The 7,684-nt window shown below is 49.3% G+C and carries 9 protein-coding genes; 2 read left to right on the top strand and 7 right to left on the bottom strand.

What is annotated here, in order from left to right; all coding sequences use genetic code 11:
* From AC1DWB_RS29780 to AC1DWB_RS29755, 6 genes are all read right to left on the bottom strand, one after another.
* Positions 1–443, bottom strand: a 443-nt coding sequence (locus AC1DWB_RS29780) for a GNAT family N-acetyltransferase (RefSeq protein ID WP_477544727.1), incomplete at its 3' end; no start/stop codon positions are given.
* A gap of 38 nt (positions 444–481) precedes the next feature.
* Positions 482–1,276, bottom strand: coding sequence for an ABC transporter permease (locus AC1DWB_RS29775; protein WP_477544726.1), 795 nt, complete (start codon positions 1,274–1,276; stop codon positions 482–484).
* Entirely contained in the window at positions 1,260–2,066 is an 807-nt protein-coding gene (locus tag AC1DWB_RS29770; protein WP_477544725.1) for an ABC transporter permease, read from the bottom strand. The genes AC1DWB_RS29775 and AC1DWB_RS29770 overlap by 17 nt, the downstream gene beginning before the upstream one ends.
* Positions 2,050–3,066 (bottom strand): ABC transporter ATP-binding protein, encoded by a 1,017-nt coding sequence (locus AC1DWB_RS29765; RefSeq protein WP_477544724.1) that lies wholly within the window; start codon positions 3,064–3,066, stop codon positions 2,050–2,052. The genes AC1DWB_RS29770 and AC1DWB_RS29765 overlap by 17 nt, the downstream gene beginning before the upstream one ends.
* Before the next feature lie 263 nt (positions 3,067–3,329).
* Complete coding sequence (locus AC1DWB_RS29760; RefSeq protein ID WP_477544723.1) at positions 3,330–4,604, bottom strand: S8 family peptidase; 1,275 nt, start codon at positions 4,602–4,604, stop codon at positions 3,330–3,332.
* A gap of 95 nt (positions 4,605–4,699) precedes the next feature.
* On the bottom strand, positions 4,700–4,966 hold the full coding sequence (locus tag AC1DWB_RS29755) for a hypothetical protein (protein ID WP_477544722.1): 267 nt from the start codon (positions 4,964–4,966) through the stop codon (positions 4,700–4,702).
* Between the two features lie 310 nt (positions 4,967–5,276).
* On the opposite strand from AC1DWB_RS29755, the gene AC1DWB_RS29750 reads away from it, so the two are divergent.
* Together AC1DWB_RS29750 and AC1DWB_RS29745 are read left to right on the top strand one after the other, a co-directional pair.
* A complete protein-coding gene (locus AC1DWB_RS29750; protein ID WP_477544721.1) occupies positions 5,277–5,657 on the top strand; it encodes a cupredoxin domain-containing protein in 381 nt (126 codons plus the stop codon).
* A gap of 89 nt (positions 5,658–5,746) precedes the next feature.
* Positions 5,747–6,040 (top strand): 4a-hydroxytetrahydrobiopterin dehydratase, encoded by a 294-nt coding sequence (locus AC1DWB_RS29745; protein WP_477544720.1) that lies wholly within the window; start codon positions 5,747–5,749, stop codon positions 6,038–6,040.
* Positions 6,041–6,163: 123 nt separating this feature from the next.
* Here AC1DWB_RS29745 and AC1DWB_RS29740 read toward each other — a convergent pair whose 3' ends face one another.
* Positions 6,164–7,348 (bottom strand): HD-GYP domain-containing protein, encoded by a 1,185-nt coding sequence (locus AC1DWB_RS29740; RefSeq protein WP_477544719.1) that lies wholly within the window; start codon positions 7,346–7,348, stop codon positions 6,164–6,166.
* Between the last annotated feature and the right edge of the window lie 336 nt (positions 7,349–7,684).

The following is a 7,684-nucleotide window of genomic DNA, read 5'->3' as shown; positions in this document are numbered from 1 at the left end:
CTAAATAGCTTTTTTCGCATCCTTACATGTTCAATTCCTGCATCATAGAATGGTTGTTCCGATATAATGGCATACCCTTGTTTCGAGTAAAAATGCTGTGCCTGAACTTGGGCGTCGAGAACAGCATACTTGTATCCGTCCGAGATCGCCTGATGTTCCATCGCCTGCAACAGCAATCGTCCATACCCATGTCCTCGGGATACCGCACGAATCGCAATACGCTGCATCTTTACGCTTCCCTCCTCATAGGGCTTCATTCTAGCTGCCCCGATCGCGGTTCCATCCCCCTCTATGAGGAGGAAATGTACGCAAGCATCCGGGGAGACGTCATACTCATCCACTTCTAACTCCTCATCCACTCCCTGCTCTTGCACGAACACTTCTCTGCGGACGGCAAGCACTTGTTCTAGCTCTTGCTGACGAGTTACTATGATCGTTTTCAACCTACCCTGCCTCCTTCCATTCGTGACTAATCTTTTTGTTACATCCGCAGTGTAATCTGATTTCCTGAACTATATTTCCGCAACCCCCGATAAAATAAAGCGATGCCCCCGACAGCCAGCAGCAATACAATACCAAGCAATCCGCCCATGTAGGGCCACTCGATGCTGCGCAGCAAGCCAATTGGCATGTAACTGATGAACCCGGCCGGGATGACCGTGAATAAGATTAGCTTGCCCATGCCATGGAAAATATTCGTAGGATATGTGGCAAATGTCAGGAACCCCATGTTCAGTTGATAGCCCAGCCCCTCTGCGTTCCCGAAATAAAAGGCAAGTGATTGTACAAGTATATTGAAGCAAATAAACATCAGTGTAGCAAGCAACAAGGCAATCATAAATTTCAACAAGCCTACCATACTATGGTTACCGAACATTCCGAAGAGCAGCACTGCGAATACTACATCGCCGATGGCAGATACAGACATTCGGCTCACGAGCAGATGCGGCAGCACCGGCTTAGGTTGAACGAGAAAAGGTTCCAGCTGGCCGCTTGCTACAAGTTGCGCAATGGCAAAGCAGTTACCGAAGAAAACAGCCGATAAGCCGAATCCTCCTGCGCCAATAGCCCACATCATCATCACGTCATCGAATGTCCAGCCATTCACGACTTGAAACCGATTGAAATAGATGTTCCAGTAAAAGATCCACACTACATTGTTGACTAGCATCATCCCAGCCGTGAGAAAAAAACTCATTCGATATTCCATGGCCCCAGCCAAATTAAGCTTCCAACACGTAACCATCAACCTAATCATTCTAACCACCGTTAACATGCAGCTTACTCACTCCTTTCCGGTATATGGCGAACACGCCTGTCAGCAGCACGACGATCCAGATCGCTTGGACTCCGATCATCTGCAGCCAGCCCGATACGTCGAATTGAACAGCCGTCTTCGCTGAGAAATAAGCAACCGTCTGGAAAGGCAGCCATCGGCTGATGGACTGCAGCATACCAGGAAATAGCTCCAGAGGCAGCAGCATGCCTCCAATCGTGAACAGCAGCTTCTGGTAGACGAAATCCAGGCCACGTGTCTCCTCCACCCAGAATGCACAGAGCGCAATCGCCATGTTCATCGCGAATTGCACTGTGAACGAACCTAGAAGCACAATTGCGAGGGCCATCATATGCCAGACGCTTGGAAATGCCCAGCCGAACATCAAGATTCCGAGCATTGAACCGATTGCCACATTCACAAGTAGTCGAATGAGCGCTTCCCCCATGAATCCAGCATAATGGTACCAAATATAGTGAATCGGCCGGATTAACTGATAGCTGATGTCCCCGTTCTTCACTTCCGTCTCAATTCTCGAGATCAACTTGGGCGTCGACAGTATAACCGACTCCGCCACGATCAAGTACCAGATGATCTGTTCATAAGAATACCCCGCAATTCGTTCCGTTCCTTCACCGGCGAATGTGACGCTCCACAGCTGCATGAATATATACAGGATTACGAGCAGGAACAAGGAACGTATGGCGAAGTCCGAGATATAAGCGAGATGATTGCGAATGGTAATCCGCCCAACCGCACTGTATTTACCCAGCTTAGCTAACGCTCCCATGTACAAGCGCCCCTTTCCCTGTCTCCTCGTAGATGCGAGTGATGATTTGTTCCATCGGTGGATCTTCAATCGTCACATCGTTCAGCTTATAGTCGGCAAGTAGACGGGTTAACACCGATTCAATCGTGCTGCGCGTCGTATCCACCGATAGCTTCAGTTCGAGCTCACGCCGCTCCAACAGCTCAACTCCATCTTGCAATCTCATATTCTCCTCAGCGGGCTCCCTGAGCTTCAGTATGATCGTCTTATGGGTCATGAACGTTCGCTTCAAGTTCGCCACCTGATCGTCTAGGATGATCATCCCATGGTTAATGACGATCGCTCTGCGACATAATTGTTCGACATCGCCAGCATCGTGTGACGTCAGGAACAACGTTGTGCCTTCTTGACGGTTCATTTCCAGCAGCAGCTCGCGTATCTTCAGCTTCACAATGACGTCCAGCCCAATCGTGGGCTCGTCGAGGAAGACCATATCAGGACGATGCAGAAGTGCCGCAGCCATCTCGCATCTCATTCGTTCCCCCAGCGATAACTTGCGGACAGGTGTATGCAGATACGGCTGCAGCTCGAATCGCTCGATCAATTCATTGCGGCGACTTATGTAGTCTGAACGTCCCATCTCATAAATACGCGACATCAACTCGAACGTATCGATAGGGGGTAGATGGTACCATAGCTGTGACTTCTGTCCGAACACCGTGCCGATTCGGAACCCAAGCTTAGACCGTTCCTTCCATGGACACATCCCCAACACCTCGGCCGATCCCGAGCTAGGATGTAGAATGCCGGTCAACATCTTGATTGTAGTCGACTTGCCTGCTCCATTCGGACCAAGGAAGGCAACGAACTCACCGCGTTCCACTTCCAGATCAATCGGATGAACGGCTGTCTTAGCCGTATACTCGGGATGGAATAAAGCTTGAACGCTGCCGAAGAGCCCTTCCTTCTTCTTCTTGGCCATGAACACCTTACTTACACCTTGCGCACGAATCGCCTTCATCGGTCCTTTCCTTCCTCTCCCGTAGTTTAGCTGATTAAAGCAGCAAAGACCCTCGACAAGCCGCCTTTGCAGGCGGAACTTGCCGAAGGTCTTTTATCCCTACGGTGTAACGCGACTACCTCGAATCACGTTCGGCTTCGCTCGGTTCGACGGTTACCACAGATTGGCGTAACCTCGGATCCCTAGAAACCCTCCCACTTATTTACAACATACTATCATGGGATTTAGATCCTGACAACCGTTTTTTCGGTCTGATTGGACACCTATTGTCCCGATAAGGATACTCTTACTTCACCTTTACCCTGTGCATTCGGCCCAAACCTCCGCAGTTTCACGGCCGTCCTCTTGAGCAAAGCTTTCACTTGTCGAGGAGTCAGACATGGTCTTCGCTGCAGCAGCTGGGCGATGGCGCCGGATACCATCGGAGTAGCCATACTCGTACCGGACAGACGGAAGTAGCTCTTCCCTACTCTATCGCCGGGCTCCTGTCTATCCAAGAAAGAGCCTGGTGCTCGCAGTGAGATTATATTCACGCCAGGGGCGACGAGATCTGGCTTGACTCTTCTACCAGCGATCGGCCCGCGGCTGGAGAACGGAGCGATCGTGTCGTCCGATTGTCGAACCGACCTGCGATCATTAGCTGCTCCCACAGTAATAATGTTCGGGTTAATCCCGGGTGTAATTATCGTCCGTGCGGCAGGCCCTTCATTGCCTGCAGCTGCAACAACAACTAACCCAGCTTTCCAAGCTTTTGTAGCCGCTCTGCACAAGGGGTCGTCCGAGCACTTCGTTACCGCAGGAGCTCCGAACGACATGTTGACAATTCGAGTCCCATATCGCTTCTTCGTTCGCAGGATCCAGTCCAATGCTGCGATCACGTTAGACGTATCACCTGAGCCGGTTCGATCGAACGCCTTGGCAACGACAAGACGCGCTTTTGGCGCTGGGCCCGTATACTTGCCTCTAGAGCTTCGGCCATTGCCTGCCGCATCTCCTGCAACATGTGTTCCATGGCCGTTGTTATCATACGGCTTCGTCCGGCTGCCTACGAAATCGCGAAACGCGGCGATTCGATTGGTCGGCTTGATTAGATCCGGATGCGGAAATACTCCCGTATCGATAATGCCGATCGTTACACCTCGACCCGAAACTCCCGCTCGCTGCAGCGCCTTTGAGCCGATTGATGGAGTAGCTATATTAAGTCTCGTGTAGAGCTTCCGATCCAGATGAACCCGCTTGACCGAGCCATGTGCACATAACTTGTGTAGGCATTGGGCGTGCACATGTGCCGCAACAGAACGAATCAGCTTCAGTTTCCGACGGATGCGGAACTGGTGGGCATGAGAGGTTACCCGACGTTTCAGCTGATACAACAACTTACGCGAAGGTTGTCTTGAGAACTCGATGATGACTTTGATCTTGCTCGATTTTCTCTTCGGCGCTTGCACATACCGACGGAGGGAGTGGTCCATCTTCGATTGATAATCGATCCGCTTCGACTTGGGTTTCACACTACCCGCTTTATTCTTGAATGACATGCAGTGTCTCCTCTCCATTCGCCGCATTGAAAAGAGGAGGACGGCTCCGCCGTCCCCCGATTCATCCGTTTATTTCGGTTCAAGTTGGATCGGCCCTACCATCTTCCACGGAGTATAATGACGAGCAGGATGAACAGGACGAGTATAACGGTTACGTTAGAGGAAGGTCTGCAGCAAGTTTCTTCTGCTAGTACAGCCCCTTTGTGCATGTAATGAAGGTGCGCGTGTTCATACATGGCAGGGGAGACTTGCATTGGTGCGTTCATGGGCATGTTCATATGTGCAGGCATCACGGATGTCGGGAAAGGTCCTTGCATGGTGGCCGGGCTCACTTGAGGCATCGGCATGTGCTTGTTTTCCATAAATCCACCTCCCTTTACTGGACGATTACTAGACGATACACCATCAGTCTATGGGGAAGTACCCACTCGGAACACGGTATATACCCAGATCCCGGAAAATACACGTTTGCCTATCGATCATTTTGGAAATGCTGTGGTGTAGAAACTTTTCACATTCTATTAGGTTTGTTCAACGATTTGTCAAAAAGACGAAGCGGTGTCGAATAGATTCTTCCATCAAAATAGTTTATAATTTTGAAGTGACATTTCGGTGAGTCTAGTCTTACGAAGTGTTCTTTCCTTCGTAAATGCTAAAAAAGGGGGGATCCATATGTATAAATGGTTCATGTCCATTTTGTTTTTCGGAGCTTGCGCATTCGGTCTGATCTTCCTGGCCGTCACTTCCACTCCAGAGAAATCCGAAGACGAAGCCGCTGCAGCTGACGGTGCGAAGCAGTTGAAGCTGGTCGCCTCCAATTTCCAGTTCGACCAAGCCGAGTACAAGGTGACCAAGGGCGAAACGCTCAAAGTCGTTCTGTCGAACAAAGAAGGCAAGCATGGTATTGAAATCAACGGGTATGATGTGAAGCTGAGCGGTAAAGATACGTCCAAAGAAGTAACGTTCGACAAGGCTGGCACATTCGACATCGTCTGCTCCGTTCCATGCGGCGATGGCCACGTTAACATGAAAACAAAGCTTGTTGTGCAGTAATCGTTCTGCGCAGAAGTCCATTCCAAACGGCGTCGTCCTGTCTAGGGCGGCGCCGTTTATCCAATCTGCACCCTGGGGAGGGAGATCTCTTGGCTCGTCTGAATGAAGAAGACCTTAAGCAGCACTTGGAGCAGTACCCCGATTGGCAGCGCAAAGACGACAAGTGGTTGATGCGCAAGTATCGATTCCGTGAATTTATGGACGGTATTGCATATGTCCACAACGTGGCACTAGCCGCCGAACAGTTAAACCATCATCCGATGATCGCGATCGATTACAAGATGGTCACGTTGAGCGTCACTTCATGGAGCGCTGGAGGGATCACCTTGCTCGACTTCGAGCTTATGAAGCAGTGCGATCAGCTGTTTGCCGCAAAAGACTGAATATAATAAATGGGGTGCCGACGAATCGGCACCCCTGTTTTTTATTATTCCTCATTTCTTAACCAACCCACCAGCACCACCAGCACATATTTTTCACCTCCTTTACGACTCAAGACAAGAACGTTACATTGCCACCGAGTTCATCTCTGCAGTCATGCTTTCACGTTTTTGAATGTAATCCACCCATAAAGGAAATATTTCTTGGAATGCTTCCACTACTTGAGGGTCGAACTGCTCTCCCTTGCCCTCGAGGATACGTCTATATGCCTCATCGACAGGTAGTGCCTCACGATAAGAGCGCATCGTCGTCATCGCATCGAACGCATCCGCCACGGCTGTAATTCGGGCTAGAATCGGAATGTCATCCCCCATTAGCTGATCCGGATACCCGTTCCCATTCCAATGCTCATGATGATGCATAATAACCTCCACACTGTCCTGTAGCCCTTCGATCCCTTTCATCGCATTCGCTCCGATGACCGGATGATTCTTAATGATCTCGTATTCGGCTTCTGTTAATGTAGACGGCTTGGTCAATATGTAATCTGGTATGCTCACCTTACCCACATCATGCAGCAAGCAAGCATAGTAGAACGTCTTCAACTCTTCCTCATTAAATATCCCCATGCGGTGAGCCAGTAGAAGGGAGAAATGTGCGACTCGCTCGCTGTGTCCCCGCGTATATGGGTCCTTGAGCTCTAGCGTAGCAACGATCCCTTTCACAATATCCTCCATCTGTAAACCGTAGGAATCGCGGACGGCTCCAACATAATTGACGAATCGAATTAATAGAATATAGGCCATGCTGCCGATGACGATCGCCAGCAAGATCGGAACGACGACTCTGCCTTCGGTCAGAACAATTCCGGTGATCGCATATTTCAGTACAATGCCACTCAATACGACAAAGAAATAACGTCGGTTGAGAAAAATCGGAGTGAAGATCATGAGAAACACGTCCCCAATGTTCCCGCTAGCGTAGATCTTATCATCCTGCCCCCAATACGTCATCAAGTCGTTAATCATGGTAGCGAGCAGGAACACTACTAAGTAAATGTACTTAATCGGGAAGGGATTGTTTCTTCGAATCAGGTAAATCGCAACCGGCAGCAAAGCTAGCTCAATTGCATACAGCCCGTACCCCAGACCGCCTGAATTGAATGCAACTGCCTCGTTCACTAGCTTGGGAAACACGTAGTAGTAACAATAATCGAAAATCACTTGCAGCAAATAATATAGTATCAAAAATAACCTAACCGCACGTTGCTCTTGAATAAGAACGGTGTTGTGCAACAACCCTCTTTGCATCCTATTACCCCTCAGCCTCTATTAGATGTAAGTTCAAAGCATGTGGCATGATTTAGTAAACATTTATGTTTTCGACAACGGACTACCAAATCCTTCTTATTCCCCGGTGACAAGCAAAAAAAGTTATGATTCGGCCACCTTCGGACCTATTTCGCGGTTGAACGGATATAGGACTCTTTGTGCACGTATAAAATAAAAAAATAAAATAGGTTGACATTGCGGACAAAGCTTGATATTATAAGTCTCGTTCCCCAAAAAAATATCATGATCTGTTAGCTCAGCTGGGAGAGCACTATCTTGACAGGGTAGGGGTCAGAGGTTCGAGCCCTCTACAGA

This window comes from Paenibacillus sp. P4_E11, from assembly GCF_056401635.1.
This window is presented reverse-complemented; position numbering and strand designations above follow the sequence as displayed.